This window comes from Sneathiella chinensis, from assembly GCF_012720115.1.
Lineage (GTDB): Bacteria > Pseudomonadota > Alphaproteobacteria > Sneathiellales > Sneathiellaceae > Sneathiella > Sneathiella chinensis.
In genome coordinates, this window is record NZ_VNWN01000004.1 from 276,624 (window position 1) to 294,393 (window position 17,770).

The window sequence follows — 17,770 nt, forward strand, 5'->3', positions numbered from 1 at the left end:
TTAGCTGGCGGTTTCCATGTGAGTGCCGTATTCGCCGTCACGGGCTGCGCTGGTCAGCTTGCAGCGGTGGATGAAGGCTTGCTGTGCGGCAGCAACATTTTCTTCCTTGCCTGCCCATGTGGTCAGGGCAGAGGCCTGCAGGGCACGACCGAAGGAGTAGCTGAGTTCCCAAGGATGAGAGCCCAGTTCGTTCATGATGTTCAGGTGTTCTGTTGCCTGAGCTTCGGACTGGCCACCAGACAGGAAGACGATGCCCGGAACCGCTGCCGGAACGGTCTGTTCAAAGCAGTAAACGGTCTTGTGAGCAACTTCTTCGGCGTCAGCCTGTTCCGGGCAAGTGGTGCCGGAAATAACCATGTTCGGCTTCAGGAGCATCTGTTCCAGAACAACACGCTGCTTGTACAGTTCGTCAAAAACGGCTTTCAGGGCTGTTTCAGTGACGGCGTAGCAGTCGTCGATGGTGTGATCGCCATCCATCAGGACTTCCGGCTCAACGATCGGCACGATGTTGGCTTCCTGACACAGGGCTGCGTAGCGGGCCAGTGCGTGGGCGTTGGCTTCGATGCAGTACTGGCTTGGGGCGGAATCGCTGATGGAGATAACAGCGCGCCACTTGGCGAAGCGGGCACCCAGTTCGTAATATTCAGCCAGACGCTCGCGCAGACCGTCGAGGCCTTCGGTGACCAGTTCGCCTTCGGCACCGGCAAGCGGCTTGGCGCCCATGTCAACCTTGATGCCCGGAATGATGCCCTGTGAGCTCAGAACCTCGGCCAGAGGACGACCGTCTTTTGCTTTCTGACGCAGGGTTTCATCATACAGGATCACACCGCTGATATAGTCGGAAACGCCTTCTGCAGTGAACAGCATTTCGCGGTAATCGCGGCGGCTTTCCTCGGTGCTTTCAACATTGATGCTGTCAAAGCGCTTCTTGATGGTTCCGGTGCTTTCGTCCGCAGCCAGAATACCTTTGCTCGGCGCAACCAGTGCGGCTGCAATGTCTTCCATTTCAAATTCAGTCATGGGTTCAAACCTTGTTTATAGCGCCTGAAATCAGGCCGTTAACGCTTTTACGCCTGGCAGGTCCTTGCCTTCCATCCATTCGAGGAAGGCGCCGCCAGCGGTGGAAATATAGGTGAAGCCTTCCGTGACGCCGGCGCTGGCAAGAGCAGCAACAGTATCCCCGCCGCCTGCGACGGATGTCAGGGACCCGCTTCGGGTCAGTTTTTCGGCTTCCTTGGCAACCGCGAAGGTTCCGTCGCCAAAAGGAGTAATCTCGAACGCACCCAGCGGGCCGTTCCAGATCAGTGTACGGGTGTCAGCCAGTTTTCCGATCAGGGCCGCAACAGAGGCCGGACCCGCGTCGAGGATCATTTCATCCTTGGCTACCGCATCAACGGAAACCACACGGTTTTCGGCATGGGCCTTGAATTCCCGGGCCACAACCGCATCCTCGGGAAGAATGATTTCACAGCCGACCTTTTCCGCCTTGGCCAGAATGTCGGAGGCGGTGCCTGCCAGATCATGCTCACACAACGAGGCCCCTACATCCACGCCCTTGGCGTTGAGGAAGGTGTTCGCCATGCCGCCGCCAATCACCAGATGATCCACCTTTTCGATCAGGTTGAACAACAGGTCCAGCTTGGTGGAGATCTTGGCGCCGCCAACAATGGCCATCACCGGGCGGGCCGGGGATTCCAGTGCGGCCGCAAGGGCGGTCAGTTCGGCTTCCATGTTCCGTCCGGCAAATGCGGGAAGCACATGCGCCAGCGCCTCGGTTGAGGCATGGGCCCGGTGGGAACAGGAAAAGGCGTCATTGACATAGAGGTCGCCAAGCTCGGCAAGACTTTTGGCAAAGCCTGTGTCGTTTGTCTCTTCGCCCGCGTGAAAGCGGACATTTTCAAGAAGGACGACGCTGCCGGCGGCCGTTTCCTCAATGGCGCGCCGGGCTTCGGGACCAACGCAATCGCTGGCGAAACCGACGGGGATGCCAAGGCATTCGGAAACCGCTTCGGCGACCGGGGCAAGGGTCATTTCAGGAACGACCTTGCCTTTCGGACGACCGAAGTGACTGAGAAGGACGACTTTGGCGCCCTTCTCTGACAGTTCACGAATTGTCGGAGCGACCCGTTCGATCCGGGTGGTGTCAGTCACCTTGCCGTCCTGCATGGGAACATTCAGGTCGACCCGGACCAAAACTGTCTTGCCATTGCCGTCAATGGCATCGAGTGTCCGATAAGCGGGCATTCGACTATACTCCGTCTTTGATCAATTAACCCAGATTTGCCATGACAAGGGCGGTGTCGCTCATCCGGTTGGAGAAGCCCCACTCGTTGTCATACCAGCTCAGAACGCGGACAAAGGTACCGTCGATAACCTGTGTCTGTGTCAGATCGAAAGAGGAACTGGCCGGGTTGTGGTTGAAGTCGATGGAGACCAGCGGCTCGTCATTGGCAGCCAGAACACCCTTGAGGCGGCCATTGGCGGCTTCCTTGATGGCGTCGTTGATTTCCTCGACTGTGGTGGAACGACCGGCAACAAAGGTCAGGTCGATCATGGATACGTTCGGGGTCGGTACGCGAACGGAGGTACCGTCCAGCTTGCCTGCCAGTTCCGGCAGAACAAGACCAACAGCCTTGGCCGCACCGGTGGATGTCGGGATCATGGACATGGCCGCAGCGCGGGCACGACGCAGGTCACCGTGCAGGGTGTCCAGAACCGGCTGGTCACCTGTATAGGCATGAACAGTGGTCATGAAACCGTGCTGCAGGCCAATGGCGTCGTTCAGAACCTGTGCAACCGGCGCAAGACAGTTGGTGGTGCAGGACGCGTTGGAAACGATCTTGTGATCTGCGGTCAGCTTGTCGTGGTTGACGCCGTATACGACGGTCAGGTCAACTTCGGTACCCGGAGCAGAGATCAGAACCTTTTTAGCACCCGCTTCCAGATGGGCTTTCGCCTTGTCTGCGTGGGTGAAAATGCCAGTGCATTCAAAGGCAATATCGACACCCAGTTCGCCCCACGGCAGGTCTGCCGGGTTGCGTTCTGCGGTGACGCGGATGGGGCCACGTCCAAGGTCGATGCTGTCTTCAGTTGCGGTAACCGTGCCCGGGAAACGTCCATGGACACTGTCATATTTCAGCAGGTGGGCGTTGGCGGAAACGGAACCCAGATCGTTGATACCGACAACCTCGATATCGGTCCGACCGGATTCATAGATTGCTCTCAGTACGTTCCGGCCAATACGTCCAAAACCGTTAATTGCAACACGAACAGTCATTCTTTTTAGCTCCTCTTGCTCCGGGCAGCGATGCGGGCTGACCGGCCTTCTTTTTAAAGTTTTTCTTTTGCCGCTGCGACGACGGCTTCGCTTGTGATACCGAAATGCTTGTACAGTTCTTCGGCAGGCGCGGAGGCGCCGAAGCTGTCGATTCCGATGAAGACGCCATCTGTACCGATATATTTGTGCCAGCCGAGGGAGCAGCCAGCTTCAATAGCGATCTTGATGGTTCCCGGGCCCAGGGTTTCCTCGCGGTAATCCGGGCTTTGGGCGTCAAACAGTTCCCAGCACGGAACGGAGACCACGCGGGTGCCGATGCCTTCCGCTTCCAGAACTTTCTGGGCGTCCATGGCGATGGCGACTTCCGTACCTGTGGCAAGCAGGGTCACCTTGGCGTCATGAGCGGAAGAGGACAGTTCGTATGCCCCCTTGGCAGACAGGTTTTCCGCCGTGTGGTCAAGGCGCAGCAGCGGCGTTCCCTGACGGCTGAGCGACAGGACAGACGGTGTCTTGCGGGCCTTCAGGGACAGTTCCCAGCATTCAGCCGTTTCAACCGCATCCGCCGGACGGAACACATTAATGTTCGGCATGGCGCGAAGAGACGCCAGATGCTCTACCGGCTGGTGGGTCGGGCCATCTTCACCAAGACCGATGGAATCATGGGTCATGACATAGATAACACGCTGTTCCATCAGCGCGGACAGGCGCATGGCCGGACGGGCATAGTCGGTGAACACCATGAAGGTGCCGCCATAGGGAATGAACCCCTTGTGCAGGGCCAGTCCGTTCATGATGGCGCCCATACCGAATTCACGAACACCGTAATGGACATAACGACCGGAGAAGTCGGTCGGGGTCACCGGAACGGTCTGCTCTGTCATGGTCAGGTTGGAGCCGGTCAGGTCGGCAGAGCCGCCGACGGTGTTTTCAACGATGCCGTTGACCACTTTCAGGGCTTCCTGACTTGACTTGCGGGTTGCCCAGCCGGGGGCTTCCTCACTCAGCCGCTTCTTGTAGGCCGCGATGGCTTCTTCGAATTCGGCGGGCAGGCTGCAGTTCAGGCTGCGCTCAAAGGCGGCCTTGGCTTCGCTGCCAAGGGCGTCAAGGTTGCGTTCCCATTCGGAAGAATGACGTGCACCTTTTGTACCGACGGTCCGCCACTGGTCCAGAATTTTTTCCGGAATGACAAACGGCTCGTACGGCCAGTTCAGTTCCTTGCGGACGAGGGCAATCTCGTCGTCCCCCAGCGGGGCACCGTGGACACCGGATGTACCAGCCTTGTTCGGGCTGCCAAAACCGATGGTGGTCTTGCAGGCGATCAGGCTCGGCTTGTTGGTTTCGCGGGCCCGTGCAATGGCTTTTTCAATGGCCACCGGGTCGTGCCCGTCAACGGACTGTGCGTCCCAGCCCATGGCCTCGAAGCGCTTGATCTGGTTGTCGGAAACAGCCAGTTCGGTCTTGCCGTCGATGCTGATGTCGTTGTCATCCCACAGAACAATCAGTTTGTTCAGATTGAAATGACCGGCAAAGGAAATGGCTTCGTGGCTGATGCCTTCCATCAGGCAGCCGTCACCGGCAATCACATAGGTAAAGTGATCAACGATGCCATTGAAGCGGGAAGCCTGCATCTTTTCGGCCAGCGCCATGCCAACGGCTGTGGCCAGCCCCTGACCCAGCGGGCCTGTTGTGGTTTCAACGCCATCGGCATGACCATATTCCGGGTGACCGGCTGTCTTGGCACCAAGCTGGCGGAAGTTCTTGACCTCCTCCAGTGTCATGTCCTTGTACCCTGTCAGATAGAGCAGGGAATACAGGAGCATGGAACCGTGTCCGGCAGACAGAACAAACCGGTCCCGATCCGGCCAATCCGGCTTTGCCGGATCGAACTTCAGGAATTTGGAGAAAAGGACCGTCGCCACATCGGCCATACCCATGGGCATGCCAGGGTGGCCGGAATTTGCGCGTTGCACTGCATCCATGGACAACGCACGGATTGCATTGGCCATATCAGTATATTTGGAATCTGAGGGCGATTTCTGGGCGCCAGTATCGTTCATGCTCGACTCGTTTTAATCCATCGGCTGACAACCGTAACTCCGTATCCGGATTACCGGGTTACAATCCGGACCATCGGCCGATGCCCGTATCGGGGTCATACATATTCATCATGTTCAGGCATTCGAAGGGGGCGATCTCAGGCGAAATACACATAACGGAATTTCAAGATCGTCTGGCCTATCTCTGAACAGCATTCGGAATCGGGTGGGAAGATGCCGCCCATTGGCCTCGCAGTCAACCGCTTAGTTGGGCAGAGAGGTCAGAAAAGGCTTATTTAAGGGGCAAGCAATTGGGTTGACGTGTGTCGGGCCATGATCGTATTGTCTTTTTGGAATTATTCGTAGCATTTTTGTGGATGTTGACGGCCATTATAATGGGGAGTGAGGCAATTACCGAATCACGCATGGAAGCCGCGTTGATGCGCCTTGATGCTGCGGCAGAGGCCATTCTTGAACGCCCGATGCAAGGGGCCTTCGACATGGTTGCCGACGACGACCTGAAAGAGGCGCTGGACAAGGCGCGTGCGGAAAACAGGGTTCTTCGGAATGAGCTGATGGAGCTTGGCCGGAAATATGAAGCCCTGAAAAAGGCGGCGGGCACCGTTACCGACCGTCTTGACGGAACCATTGGTGAAATCAGTTCTATGCTGGAGCGTTAGGAATGGCGTCGGTTACAGTAAAGGTCAATGGGCGTTCCTATCCGGTTATCTGCGGGGACGGCGAGGAAGACCATCTTCGCTATCTGGCGGAATTCGTTGACAAAAAAGTCCAGGATCTCAGCAAATCCGTTGCCAATGTCTCGGAAGCGCAATTGATGCTCATGGCGTCCCTTCTGATTGCCGATGATCTGGCGCAGGCCTATGAAACCATCGATCAGCTAAAGGCCGATGGGTCCTCAAACGGGGTGAGCGTCCCGGAAGTTTGGCTTGAGAAGCTGGAAGCTATTGCAGAAAAGCTCGAAAGTGCTTAAATAGAAAATCGCTGCACTGCCTTGTGCGTGAGGCTTTTGATTTCCTGGGGCCAATAACGAAATCCAGGGGGCTGTTCCCTGACTGGACCGTGGTCCTAACATATCGGCTCCCACCTGACTTGTCAGGCCACAGAGATTTCCACAGCCCACGGCTATGGTGGTGCAGCATTCCCATTTTTGGGGCCCATACGGATTTGGGCCTTCTCTTATCGGAGTTTTCTTCAGCCGGTTCTGCCGGGGGATGAGCGGAGGTTGGTTCCGCAAACTCAAAGGCAGGGTGACGCGTCGATGACGGTGGGTGTGACGAAAAGGAAACTGCGCAAGCTGGCGTCCGACAGGCGAAAAAGCCTGTTCGATGACGAGGATGCCCACACTGCCTTTGCCCACGCTGCCCGTGATCATTTTCTGGATGCCATCCGGCCCGGTAACGGCCTGTCCGTTTCGCTGTATTGGCCCATCGCCGACGAGATGAATACGCGCCCCCTTATATACCGATTGCAGGAACAGGGTATCCGCTGCCTTTTACCCTTTGTGGAGGGGCCGGACAGGCCGCTTGTATTTCGGGAATGGATCGCAGGCCAGCCGCTGGAAAAAGGGGCCTTTGATGTTTATGCCCCCGAGGCGTCGGCACCGGAAGGGGTACCGGATATTCTGGTGGTGCCCCTGCTGGCCTTTGATGGGGCCGGATACCGGCTTGGGTATGGCGGGGGCTATTATGATCGAACATTGGAAAAATTGCGGGCCGGGAAAGGCTGTCTCGCTGTTGGGTATGCCTTCTCGGTACAGGAGGTGGCGACGGTCCCAACAGATGGGTATGATCAGCCACTGGACTGGATTGTGACGGAAAAAGAAGCAAGGAAATTCGCGTGAGACTTCTCTATTGTGGTGATGTGGTTGGGCGCTCCGGGCGCGATGTGGTGCTGGAAAGAATGCCGGAAATCCGGGAACGTCTCGGGATTGATTTTGCCGTAGTGAACGGAGAGAACTCGGCCTCCGGTTTCGGGATCACCGAGAAAATCTGCGCGGCCTTCTATGAAACGGGTACGGATTGTATTGTTCTTGGCAATCACAGCTTCGATCAAAAAGACATCGTGTCCTATATGGAGACGGACAAGCGCCTGATCCGGCCGGCCAACTACCCGGAAGGGACCCCGGGACGGGGGGCAGCGGTTTTCAAGACCCGCGCCGGAAAGACAATCATGGTCATCCAGGTCATGGGCCGTGTCTTCATGGACCCGTTGGAAGACCCGTTCGCGGCCGTTGATCGGCTGCTGGCAACCGGTCGTCTTGGGCAGAAATACGACTTCATCCTTGTGGATATTCATGGCGAGGCCACGTCGGAAAAGATGGCCATGGGCCATTTCTGTGACGGGCGGGTGTCGGCGGTGGTCGGCAGTCATTCCCATGTGCCGACAGCGGATGCCCAGATATTGCCCGGCGGCACGGCCTACCAGACCGATGCCGGAATGTGCGGTGACTATAATTCCGTGATTGGCATGGACAAGGAAGAACCCATTCGCCGCTTTACCCGCAAAATTCCGGGCGGACGGTTTACCCCGGCGCTGGGGGATGCGACCCTGTGCGGCATCTTTGTTGAAACCGATGATGCGACGGGCCTTGCGACCCGTGTTGCCCCGGTGCGTCTTGGTGGGCGGCTTGCTGAATGCTGGCCTGACGTATAGGGCGCGCGCTCTTTTTTGCAGAACAGGTGATCTGTTGTGGTTTCCCGGAAGGCCCTGTCCGGGAAAGCGGAAAGTATTGACAGTTTGTTAACGCAGTCATGCTAACAGAGCAGCACCATTTTGCAGAAGTACCAGTCCTCAGCTGGAGAGAGACCATTGGCAGGGCTAAAGAAGCATTACGAAATACAGGGCCTGAAATCGGGTTCCTGGACAGTCCAGAAGGTTTACGATGACCGGTCCGCGGCGATTGATGCGGCGAAGACCCTGTTTCGGGATCTGGCACTGAAGGCCGTGAAGGTCCTAGAGGTCTCGTTCGGTGACACGGAAGTCGGCTTTCAGGATAAAGAAGTCTATTTCGAGGGCGAGCGGCCTGCGAAGGCCAGCGGCGATTCCTCCGTTGAACTGATCCGTCCTGTTTGCCGCAATATCGAGGATATGCGCACCCTCATGGCCCGGCGCTCTATCGCGGTGCTGCTGGCCAAGCCCTTGCAGGGATGGCAGATCATGCCGGTCGAGTTGCTGTATCATCAGGGCCATCTCAGACGCCTCAGCGATACCGGGCAGGTGTTGCAGGGCGCGGTCCAGAAAGTGGCGATTTCCCAAATTCAGAAGACCGGGCAAAAGGTCAACGAGCGGGTTCTCGAACTTTACACACTGGTGAACGAGCGGTTGCAGGGTCTGAAGGAAGACGGCATCGAGGGGAATGTTCCCGATTTCGATGGACAGGACCTGTTGGGGTTGTATCGGGCGTCGCAGAAACATGACAACTGGCAGCGCATGTTCCTGATGGCGTTGGCCCGGCATTTTCAGGGCTTGAAAACCACGGACGAAAAATTCGCGCAGATTCTGGACTATATTGGCCAATATGACGAACCGGGGATTGTTCAGATACTGGATATGTATCTGGCGGACTTCCTGACACTGTCCCGTCATCTCAAGCAGTTGCTGGGGGACGAGAACAATCTGGGCGATGCGGTCCTGAGCCTTGTGGACCTGATCCGGGGGAACAAGGAAACCGCCACGGTTCATGCCCGTCATGTGGACCGGTTGTGTGTCCTGATGCGGGATCAGTTGTTGCCGCAAACCCGGGAAACGCTGATCCAGCGGGTCCGGGAAATTTTGCAAGGGAACAAGTCGTTTGTTGCCGGTGACTTGCTGGAAAGTGCCCGCTATCACAGCCTGATCCTGACCCGGATCAGGATCGGACAGGACGAGCATATCGGGGGCCGCGAGGCCATTGAGGCCCTGCAATATCGCTGCGAGCGCCTGATGGGCAGCATGACCATTGCCCGGATGCTGGAAGGGGCCGATCTGCCGCTGGACAAGGTGGACAGGCTGCTGAAAATCAACAAGGGCGTGATTGGTGCGTCGAACAAGCGGGCCATTGCCAACTATATCCTGCCGGTTCTGCAAAGTGACTATAATATCCGGGAAATACTGGCCGAAGGGCGGGTGCCACTGGCGCTGGTCAACCGCCTGCGGGGCCTTCAGAAACAGGTCCTGAAAGCCAACTTTCAGGAATTCCATGAGACCCGCATTCTGGAGGCGCTGGACCAGATTGCCCTGACGGCGCTGGCTGAAGCGGACCTTTTGAGCGTTCTGGAGAAACGGGCCGCGACGGAAGTGCATCTTGGTCTCAGTCTTCTGGAACTGATCGTGGGGGATCGCCTGACCCGGCCCGAGGCCGAAAAACAGGTGCGGGACAAGGCCCGGATGACCATCAAGGCGCCCACATTCCTGCCGACCCTGCAGGGGATGGCGGATAAGGGGCAGGCCCCGCCCGATTTCCTGAAACAGTTCTATAATCTGCTGAAAGTGGCCGGTATTCAGTAGGCGGGAACAGGGAATTTCCTAATTTATTACCCGTTTTTGCATTCAGGGCTTGGGGGATGGCGCTTGCTGCGCTAAAACAGGGTCTGGAAAGCCCCCCGCTTGCATGCCTGAGGTGGCAACTGATGGCCAGAGGCGCCAGCGGCGGGATGAACATGGATTGAGAAGGAACCGTTTCCCGGGTTAGAGAAAAGTATGGCAGGACATTCCCAGTTTAAGAACATCATGCATCGCAAAGGCGCACAGGACAAGAAGCGCGCCAAGATTTTCGCAAAGCACATTCGTGAATTGACGGTTGCTGCCAAGTCCGGCCTGCCAGACCCGGATATGAACCCGCGCCTTCGCACCGCGATTGCCGCTGCCCGTGCCGACAATATGCCGAAGGACAATATTGATCGCGCCATCAAGCGTGCATCCGGCGCAGCCGATGGCGAGAATTACGAGGAAATCCGGTATGAAGGATATGGTCCGGGGGGTATCGCCGTGATCGTCGAAACCCTGACCGATAACCGGAACCGCACCGCCGCCGAAGTTCGGGCCGCGTTCTCCAAGTCCGGTGGGGCCTTGGGGGAAACCGGGTCTGTGGCGTTCATGTTTGATCGCATCGGCCAGATCGTTTACGCCGCCGAAGGGATCGACGGGGACGAAATTTTCGAAGCTGCACTGGAGGCCGGGGCCGACAATGTGGAAAGCGACGAAAACTCCCACGAAATCACCTGCGCCATGGAAGATTTCAACGACGTGCAGAGCGCACTTGAGGAGAAATTCGAGACGCCTCAGGAAGCCGGTATCATCTGGAAACCGCAAAACACGGTGCCTGTTGAAACCGAAGACAAGGCAAATTCGATTTTCAAACTTGTCGATGTTCTGGAAGACAATGACGACGTTCAGAAGGTGTTCGCCAATTTCGACATTCCGGACGAAATCATGGAGAAACTTGGCGACTGATTTTCGGGGGTTTTAACCGGTCATGCGCTTGTTGGGACTGGATCCGGGGCTGCGGCATACCGGTTGGGGGATCATTGAGGCCGAGGGGAATTCCCTTCGGCATCTTGCAAATGGTGCCGTGTCGTCAGACGCGGCCCTGACCCTTTCCGAACGTCTGGTCCAGTTATACGAAGGGATCGAGGAAGTCCTTGCAGACTGGCAGCCGGATGAAGCCGCCGTCGAGGAAACCTTCGTCAACAAGAACCCGGTCTCCACATTGAAGCTGGGGCAGGCGCGGGGCATTGCCTTGCTGGTGCCCGCCCGACATGGCCTGCATGTGGAGGAATACGCCCCCAACAAGATCAAGAAGTCGGTTGTTGGCGCCGGACATGCCGGGAAAGAACAGATACATGCCATGGTGAGCATGTTGCTGCCCGGCTGTAAAATTGCCAATGAACATGCGGCGGATGCCCTTGCGGTGGCCATTTGTCATGCCCATTACGCAAGGACCAACCGCAATCTTCGTCGTGCAACCTGTATGGCAGGGCTGTCTAAATGATTGCAAAACTTTCTGGGTCTCTGGATAGCGTCGGGGAGGACTGGATCATCATCGACGTGGGCGGTGTTGGCTATCTGGTCTTTTGTTCCGGTCGGACCTTGCGGGTTCTGCCGGAAGTGGGCGGGTCCGTATCCCTGATGATCGAAACCCATGTCCGCGAGGATCATATCCACCTGTTCGGTTTCCAAAGCATGGCCGAGAAAGCCTGGTTCACCCTGCTGCAGACGGTGCAGGGGGTGGGGGCCAAGGTGGCGCTGGGTGTGCTGTCCATTTTCTCTGGTGAGGAGCTGACGCAGATTGTGGCAGCGGCCGATAAAACCGCGCTGACCCGTGTAAGCGGGGTGGGGCCCAAGGTCGCTGGACGGATCGTGGCGGAACTTAAGGACAAGGTTGCCAAGATGGACCTTGGACCAGTTGCTTTTGCCGGGGCGACGGACAAGGGCAAGAAGGCTGCTGCGACCGATGGCGGGTCCGCTGTGGCCGCCGGGGATGCGGTGTCCGCGCTGGTCAATCTTGGATATGGGCGTGCCGATGCCTTTGGCGCGGTTGCCGCTGCGGCCCGCCGTCTGGGTCCTGACGCCACGGTTGAAGCCCTGATCACGGCTGGCTTGAAGGAGTTGGCGGCATGACCGAGGACCGTCTTGTTGCCCCGACCCGAAGCGAGCAGGATGATACGGAGCTGCAATTCCGTCCGCAGACGCTGGATGATTTTATTGGTCAGAAGCAGGTTCGCGAAAATCTCAGCATTTTTATTCAGGCGGCCCGGCAACGGGGCGAGGCGCTGGACCATGTGATGTTTTTCGGGCCGCCCGGTCTTGGCAAGACAACCTTGTCGCAGATTGTGGCGCGGGAACTGGGCGTCAATTTCCGGGCAACCGCTGGCCCGGTGATCAGCAAGGCAGGGGATCTGGCCGCGCTGCTGACCAATCTTGAAGAAAATGATGTCCTGTTCATTGATGAAATTCACCGCCTGAACCCGGCGGTTGAGGAAATCCTCTATCCGGCGATGGAGGATTTTCATCTGGACCTGATTATTGGCGAAGGCCCGGCGGCGCGATCCGTGCGCATTGACTTGCCGCCCTTCACACTGGTCGGGGCGACGACCCGGTCCGGCCTGATCACAACTCCCTTGCGCGAACGGTTCGGCATTCCGCTTCGGATGAATTTTTATGAGCCGGACGAATTGAAACTGATTGTCGCCCGCGGGGCTCGCGTGCTCGGCTTCCAACTCAGCGATGATGGGGCGCAGGAAATTGCCAACCGCAGCCGGGGAACCCCTCGTGTGGCGGGACGTCTGCTGCGCCGGGTGCGGGATTTCGCCTCGGTCGCCGGGGTGGAGGTGGTGGACGCCTTGCGTGCCGATGCCGCCCTGAACCGCCTTGAGGTGGACAAGCGGGGGCTGGACGCCATGGACCGGCGGTATCTGGGCCGGATTGCGTCTGATTTTGGCGGCGGGCCGGTTGGGGTGGAGACCCTGTCTGCGGCCCTGTCCGAGCCACGGGATGCCATTGAGGATATCATCGAGCCTTACCTGATCCAGCAGGGTTTCCTGCAGCGGACGCCGCGGGGCCGGATGTTGACCAAGGCGGCCTTTGATCATCTTGGCCTGAAATTCCCGAAATCCGTGTCGTCCCAGCTTGATCTGATCGCGGAGGATGACAGTGACGTCTGAACCGGCTATGGAAGGGCGGATAGACCGGGATGAGCAGGGCAGGGCACTGCATGTCTTTCCCGTCAAGGTCTATTGGGAGGATACGGACGCCGGGGGGATTGTCTATTACGCCAACTACCTGAAATTCACGGAACGGGCCAGAACCGACCTGCTGCGGGGGCTGGGGATCAACCAGCAAAGCCTGATGATGGATGAAGGGGTTAATTTTGTCGTTCGGGACTGCCGGATCGAGTATCTGAAACCGGCGCGGATGGATGATGTGCTGTCGGTTCAGACACGCCTTCTGGACATGAAGGGGGCCACCATGCGGATGGAGCAGGGGGTCTACCGGGAAGATGAAGTTTTGGTGAAAAGCGAGGTGCGGGTTGCCTGCATTCACAGATCGGGAAAGCCTGCCCGTTTTTTGCCTCAAATCAAAGATAAGTTTGCAACAGTTGTTTAGTCGTCAGGAGCTGTGAAGGAAGAATGGAAAACGAAACCTTAGTCGCTGCCCAGAATTTGGGGGCCGCTGCCCATGACCTTTCCATGATCAGCCTGTTTATGAGGGCGGATATCGTTGTCCAGTTGGTGATGATTGTCCTGATCCTTGCCTCCTTCTGGTGCTGGGCCATTATTATCGACAAAATTATCAAATTCCGGAAGGTTACGGCCGAATCTGACGATTTCGAGCATGATTTCTGGTCAGGTGGCAACCTTGAGGACCTTTACAAGAAGGTTGGCCCCAACCCGGATAACCCCATGGCCGTCCTGTTTGCGTCGGCCATGCGGGAATGGATGCGCTCTACGGAAAAGGGGCTCGACAAATATTCTAGCGCTGGCCTTCAGGCCCGGATCCATCAGGTGATGCGGGTTGCCATAGACCGGGAAATGGACCGCCTTGAAAAATATCTCGGGTTTCTGGCGACGGTTGGCTCAACGGCCACATTTCTGGGTCTGTTCGGTACGGTCTGGGGCATCATGAACAGTTTCCAGTCCATTGCCGCCACAAAGGATACCAGCCTTGCGGTTGTTGCCCCCGGTATTGCCGAGGCCCTGTTCGCAACCGCCCTTGGCCTTGTGGCCGCGATCCCGGCGGTTGTCGCCTATAACAAGTTTTCCAACGATTTGCAGCGGATCATCACCCGGTTGGAAGGGTTCGCCGGTGAGTTTTCCGCGATCCTGTCCCGGCAACTGGATCAGGAGAACTGATCATGCAGGGTGCAGATTACGAGGCGTTTTCCGGGAAGGGACGAAAGCGGCGGCATCGGGCAATGTCCGAAATCAACGTCACGCCCTTTGTGGATGTGATGCTGGTTCTGCTGATCGTTTTCATGGTGACGGCGCCGCTGCTGACGGTTGGGGTGCCGCTGGAGCTGCCAAACACCAAGGCCAGCACGGTTCAGGGGAATGACGAGCCGCTGGTGATCAGTGTTGGTGCGGACGGCAAGCTGTACCTTGAGGATCTGGAGGTTGATCTTGAAAATCTGGTGCCCAAGTTGCAGGCAGTAACCGCCGCCAAACAGGACCAGCGGATTTTCGTGCGCGGGGACAAGAACGTGAATTACGGTCGCGTGCTGGAGGTTATGGGGGAAATCCATGCCGCCGGGTTTAAACGCGTCGCCATGGTCTCTGCCGGGCAGCCAAAGCCCGACACAACCGAAGCCGGGAAGTAAGGGTCCGTTTCGGGTATGAAGGTATCTGCGATTATATCGGCGGCACTGCATCTGGTTATTCTGGTGCTGATGTATACGGGGTTGCCGATTTTCACCGATCCGGTGATTCTGGATGAAACCACGGTTATTGAGGTGGATTTCGTCGAGATTGCCGAGGTGACCAATCTTCCCAAGCATCGCCCTGCGCCGGCGCCTGAGAAAAAGCCGGAACCGAAGCCCGAGCCAAAACCGGAGCCGAAACCCGCGCCGCCACCACCGCCGCCGCCACCGCCGCCGCCAGCGCCGGAACCCGAGCCGGAACCTGTTCCAGCCCCGGCCCCTGAGCCTGAGCCTGAACCCGCGCCCGAACCGGAGCCCGAGCCAGAGCCTGTCCCGGCCCCAAAGCCGGAACCCAAGCCTGAAGTCAAGGAAGCGAAAGCCGTGCCTCGGCCGAAAATAAAGCCGAAGGTTACGCCGGTGAAGCCAAAGACACCGGTGAAGGAAGCCGAGAAAAAGCCTGAAAAGAAAAAGGACAATTTCGACCTGAACCAGTTGCAGGCGCTTCTCGACAAGAAAAAGCGTGAGGCCCCGGCGGCCCAAACCGATCAGGATGACACAAAAAAGTCTCAATCTGCTGAAAAATTGTCCAGCAGCTCCAATCGGGCTGTGGACAGATCCATGCCGATGAGTATCAGTGAAAAAGATGCGTTCAAACGCCAGATTGAGCGGTGCTGGAGCCCGCCAACCGGGAGCGTGAACGCTGAGGAACTGATTATCACGCTGCGGATCGTGCTGAATGAGGATGGGACTGTTCAAGGCCGACCTAAAACGGTAGGAATTGGAAGCTATAAAAACAATTTTGAGCGCGCCGCTGCGGAAAGTGCCATACGGGCTGTCCTGCAATGCCAGCCGTACCGGTTGCCGCTTGAGAAATATGAACGTTGGCGGGATACGACGCTCAACTTCAACCCGAGGGAGATGTTTGGACAATGAGTAGACTGAAACACGGACTGGCCGGACTGGGTAAGGTTGTGGCTTTGGGCCTGTTGGTCTCGTTGGGCGCAACCCTGTCCGCACGGGCGGAACTGGTGATTGACATTACCCGCGGTAATATCGAGCCGCTGCCGATTGCCATATCCGACTTCCATGCCGAGACAGAAGCCGCCTCACTGGTGGGGCAGCAGATTTCCGAAGTGATCCAGGCCGATCTGGAACGCTCCGGTCTGTTCGCCCCCATCGATCAGCGGGCCTTCCTGCAGAAACCGGCCGACCTTCAGGTCACACCGGTTTTCTCCAATTGGCGCAAGATCAATGCGCAGGCCCTGACATCTGGTCTGGTGCGGGCCCTGCCGGATGGGCGCATCAATGTTCAGTTTCGCCTTTGGGATGTGGTGTCCGAACAGTATCTGACCGGCCTGCAATATACCAGCCAGCCGACCAACTGGCGGCGTACCGCACACCTGATCGCGGACCAGATTTACAAGCGCCTGACCGGTGAAGAAGGATATTTCGATACCCGGATTGTCTATGTATCCGAAAGCGGACCGCAGGATCGTCGCATCAAGCGTCTTGCCATCATGGATCAGGATGGTGCCCGTCACCAGTTCCTGACGGATGGCAGCAATCTTGTTCTGACGCCGCGTTTCTCGCCGACCCAGCAGGAAATCACCTATCTTTCCTACTTCAATAACAAGCCACGGGTCTATCTGTTCAATATCGACACCGGTCAACAGGAAGTTCTGGGTGAATTTCCGGGCATGACCTTTGCCCCGCGCTTCTCGCCTTCTGGCAATCAGGTGGTGATGAGCATGTCGGAAAATGGCAATGCAGACATTTATGTCATGGACCTGCGGACCCGCGCCATCAAGCGCCTGACCAAGCATCCGGGTATTGATACAGCGCCGTCCTTTTCTCCGGACGGAACGCAGATTACCTTTGAATCAGACCGCAGTGGTCGTCAGCAGCTTTATGTCATGAATTCCGACGGAACCAACCCGAAACGGATCAGTTTTGGCAAGGGCAATTACGCCACACCGGTGTGGTCGCCGCGGGGGGATCTGATTGCATTTACCAAGCTGACAGGCGGTAAATTTTCCGTCGGTGTGATGCGTACTGACGGTACGCAGGAACGCATTCTGACTGAAGGGTTCCATAACGAAGGGCCTTCATGGGCTCCGAACGGCCGTGTTCTTGTGTTCTTCCGGCAAATTCCCGGACAGAAAAATGGACAGGGTGACAAGGTTCGTCTTTGGTCTGTGGACCTGACCGGCTATAACGAGCGGGAGGTGATCACCCCGCGCGACGGTTCAGATCCTGCGTGGTCGCCCTTGATTAGGTGACCTTAGATAAGTATAGTATCCCGTGTGTTGTAATATTGGGGGGCAATAGTTCATTGTCAGTCAACGGCACTGCGGGTAATGATCATGGTTTTATTTGGGTACCCCAAATTGATAAATCTCCAGTGGATGGGAGTTAAGTAAAATGCGGCTTAAACTTGGCCTTAAATTTTTGAGTATGTTTGCTGCGCTGACGTTGGTCGCAGCTTGTGAAACAGCACCGCAGGATTCCGGTGATGCATCCGGTAGTGGTGCTTCTTCCCAGACAAGCGGAAGCGGTTCTTCCGGTGCGACTGGCACTGCGAATCAGGTACAGCCGGGCAGCCAGGAAGATCTGGTCCTGAACGTCGGCGACCGTGTTTTCTACGGTTTTGACAACTTCGACCTGTCTGCAGAAGCTCAGGCAATCGTTCAGCGGCAGGCTGCATGGTTGAAAGCCAACCCGACTGTTACTGTGACTGTTGAAGGTCACGCTGACGAACGCGGTACTCGCGAATACAACCTCGCTCTGGGTGAGCGTCGTGCCACTTCTGTCAAGAACTACCTGGTAACACTGGGTGTTGCTGCGGCACGTGTTTCCACCATTTCCTATGGTAAGGAACGTCCTGTTGCTCTCGGCCACACCGAAGCTGCATGGTCCCAGAACCGTCGCGGTGTCATGACTGTCAACTAAGTCTTGGCGATGACAAAAATTGACCCGGTGTTTTTTCGCCATGGCGAAAGCACCGGGTTTTTTTATGCGTAAGCAATGGGGCTTCGGCCTTTCTTTGGTCATAAAATTACGCTAGAAAACAGGGATATACGGCTGTTTTTGCGCTTTTTGAGTGTT

Annotated in this window: 19 protein-coding genes and 1 other RNA gene; 16 read left to right on the forward strand and 4 right to left on the reverse strand. The window is 57.0% G+C overall.

Features of this window, described 5'->3' with window-relative positions:
• The 4 genes from FQB27_RS07900 to tkt are packed head-to-tail and all read right to left on the reverse strand — an operon-like array spanning position 1 to position 5,334.
• Positions 1–1,020, reverse strand: coding sequence for a class I fructose-bisphosphate aldolase (locus FQB27_RS07900; RefSeq protein WP_169560366.1), 1,020 nt, complete (start codon positions 1,018–1,020; stop codon positions 1–3).
• A 30-nt stretch (positions 1,021–1,050) separates the two neighbouring features.
• On the reverse strand, positions 1,051–2,244 hold the full coding sequence (locus FQB27_RS07905) for a phosphoglycerate kinase (protein WP_169560367.1): 1,194 nt from the start codon (positions 2,242–2,244) through the stop codon (positions 1,051–1,053).
• Positions 2,245–2,269: 25 nt separating this feature from the next.
• Positions 2,270–3,277: a type I glyceraldehyde-3-phosphate dehydrogenase gene (gene gap / locus FQB27_RS07910; RefSeq protein WP_169560368.1), complete on the reverse strand. Its 1,008-nt coding sequence runs from the start codon at positions 3,275–3,277 to the stop codon at positions 2,270–2,272.
• A gap of 53 nt (positions 3,278–3,330) precedes the next feature.
• Positions 3,331–5,334, reverse strand: coding sequence for a transketolase (gene tkt / locus FQB27_RS07915; RefSeq protein ID WP_169560369.1), 2,004 nt, complete (start codon positions 5,332–5,334; stop codon positions 3,331–3,333).
• Positions 5,335–5,738: 404 nt separating this feature from the next.
• Between tkt and FQB27_RS07920 the strand changes: the two genes are divergently transcribed.
• The 16 genes from FQB27_RS07920 to pal all read left to right on the forward strand — a co-directional run bounded on the left by FQB27_RS07920 (position 5,739) and on the right by pal (position 17,614).
• Positions 5,739–5,993 carry a hypothetical protein gene (locus FQB27_RS07920; RefSeq protein ID WP_169560370.1) on the forward strand — a complete coding sequence of 85 codons (255 nt, stop codon included), beginning with the start codon at positions 5,739–5,741 and terminating at the stop codon, positions 5,991–5,993.
• A gap of 2 nt (positions 5,994–5,995) precedes the next feature.
• Entirely contained in the window at positions 5,996–6,304 is a 309-nt protein-coding gene (locus FQB27_RS07925; RefSeq protein WP_169560371.1) for a cell division protein ZapA, read from the forward strand.
• 10 nt (positions 6,305–6,314) lie between these two features.
• Positions 6,315–6,472: non-coding RNA, 6S RNA (gene ssrS / locus FQB27_RS07930), on the forward strand.
• 132 nt (positions 6,473–6,604) lie between these two features.
• Positions 6,605–7,174 (forward strand): 5-formyltetrahydrofolate cyclo-ligase, encoded by a 570-nt coding sequence (locus tag FQB27_RS07935; RefSeq protein ID WP_169560372.1) that lies wholly within the window; start codon positions 6,605–6,607, stop codon positions 7,172–7,174.
• A complete protein-coding gene (locus FQB27_RS07940; protein WP_169560373.1) occupies positions 7,171–7,986 on the forward strand; it encodes a TIGR00282 family metallophosphoesterase in 816 nt (271 codons plus the stop codon). Before FQB27_RS07935 ends, FQB27_RS07940 begins: the two co-directional genes overlap by 4 nt.
• A gap of 156 nt (positions 7,987–8,142) precedes the next feature.
• Positions 8,143–9,819 carry a hypothetical protein gene (locus tag FQB27_RS07945; protein WP_169560374.1) on the forward strand — a complete coding sequence of 559 codons (1,677 nt, stop codon included), beginning with the start codon at positions 8,143–8,145 and terminating at the stop codon, positions 9,817–9,819.
• Positions 9,820–10,011: 192 nt separating this feature from the next.
• Entirely contained in the window at positions 10,012–10,764 is a 753-nt protein-coding gene (locus FQB27_RS07950; protein WP_169560375.1) for a YebC/PmpR family DNA-binding transcriptional regulator, read from the forward strand.
• Positions 10,765–10,786: 22 nt separating this feature from the next.
• A complete protein-coding gene (gene ruvC / locus FQB27_RS07955; RefSeq protein WP_169560376.1) occupies positions 10,787–11,302 on the forward strand; it encodes a crossover junction endodeoxyribonuclease RuvC in 516 nt (171 codons plus the stop codon).
• Positions 11,299–11,931 (forward strand): Holliday junction branch migration protein RuvA, encoded by a 633-nt coding sequence (gene ruvA, locus FQB27_RS07960; RefSeq protein ID WP_169560377.1) that lies wholly within the window; start codon positions 11,299–11,301, stop codon positions 11,929–11,931. Before ruvC ends, ruvA begins: the two co-directional genes overlap by 4 nt.
• On the forward strand, positions 11,928–12,974 hold the full coding sequence (gene ruvB / locus FQB27_RS07965) for a Holliday junction branch migration DNA helicase RuvB (RefSeq protein ID WP_169560378.1): 1,047 nt from the start codon (positions 11,928–11,930) through the stop codon (positions 12,972–12,974). The genes ruvA and ruvB overlap by 4 nt, the downstream gene beginning before the upstream one ends.
• The gene (gene ybgC / locus FQB27_RS07970) at positions 12,964–13,416 is read left to right on the forward strand and encodes a tol-pal system-associated acyl-CoA thioesterase (RefSeq protein ID WP_206374448.1); all 453 of its coding nucleotides are present in this window, start codon (positions 12,964–12,966) and stop codon (positions 13,414–13,416) included. The genes ruvB and ybgC overlap by 11 nt, the downstream gene beginning before the upstream one ends.
• 23 nt (positions 13,417–13,439) lie before the next feature.
• Positions 13,440–14,162, forward strand: coding sequence for a protein TolQ (gene tolQ, locus FQB27_RS07975; protein ID WP_169560379.1), 723 nt, complete (start codon positions 13,440–13,442; stop codon positions 14,160–14,162).
• Between the two features lie 2 nt (positions 14,163–14,164).
• A complete protein-coding gene (tolR, locus tag FQB27_RS07980; RefSeq protein WP_169560380.1) occupies positions 14,165–14,626 on the forward strand; it encodes a protein TolR in 462 nt (153 codons plus the stop codon).
• A gap of 15 nt (positions 14,627–14,641) precedes the next feature.
• A complete protein-coding gene (locus FQB27_RS07985; protein WP_169560381.1) occupies positions 14,642–15,598 on the forward strand; it encodes an energy transducer TonB in 957 nt (318 codons plus the stop codon).
• Positions 15,595–16,944: a Tol-Pal system beta propeller repeat protein TolB gene (gene tolB / locus FQB27_RS07990; protein ID WP_169560382.1), complete on the forward strand. Its 1,350-nt coding sequence runs from the start codon at positions 15,595–15,597 to the stop codon at positions 16,942–16,944. The genes FQB27_RS07985 and tolB overlap by 4 nt, the downstream gene beginning before the upstream one ends.
• Positions 16,945–17,086: 142 nt before the next feature.
• Positions 17,087–17,614, forward strand: coding sequence for a peptidoglycan-associated lipoprotein Pal (pal, locus tag FQB27_RS07995; protein ID WP_169560383.1), 528 nt, complete (start codon positions 17,087–17,089; stop codon positions 17,612–17,614).
• The last annotated feature ends 156 nt before the right edge of the window (positions 17,615–17,770 follow it).